The organism is Herbaspirillum autotrophicum, from assembly GCF_001189915.1.
GTDB lineage: Bacteria > Pseudomonadota > Gammaproteobacteria > Burkholderiales > Burkholderiaceae_D > Herbaspirillum > Herbaspirillum autotrophicum.
In genome coordinates this window covers 1-333 of record NZ_LFLS01000095.1, presented here as the reverse complement: position 1 = coordinate 333, position 333 = coordinate 1, and the positions used below count along the sequence as shown (strand labels likewise).

At 60.1% G+C, this 333-nt stretch carries 1 pseudogene; it reads right to left on the bottom strand.

What is annotated here, in order from left to right:
* A pseudogene (locus AKL27_RS28305) lies at positions 1–333 on the bottom strand (hypothetical protein); the annotation flags it as partial.

Sequence of the window (333 nt, the reverse complement as noted above, 5' to 3'; positions counted from 1 at the left end):
CGTCAGGTTGTCGCCGGCAGTCAGGGTTGCATTGCCGGCGATACTGATATTGCCCTGGTTGCCCACGGTCAGGTTGCCGCTGGCACTGAGGTTCGTGTTGGCGCCCGTGGTATTGCCAGCGACAGTCAGGCTGCCGTTGGACACATTGGTCGTCACATTGCCTTGTGCGGTGACATTACCCAAGGTGGTATTGCCAGTCGTGTTCAGAGTCACGGTACCGTTCGGCGCATTCAGATTCACCGGACCGCTCAGTGCATTGTTACCGGTCAGCGCGATGTTGCCGGTGGTGGCGGTGCCGTTGGTGACGCCGCCCACAGTCAGATTGCCAGTGCT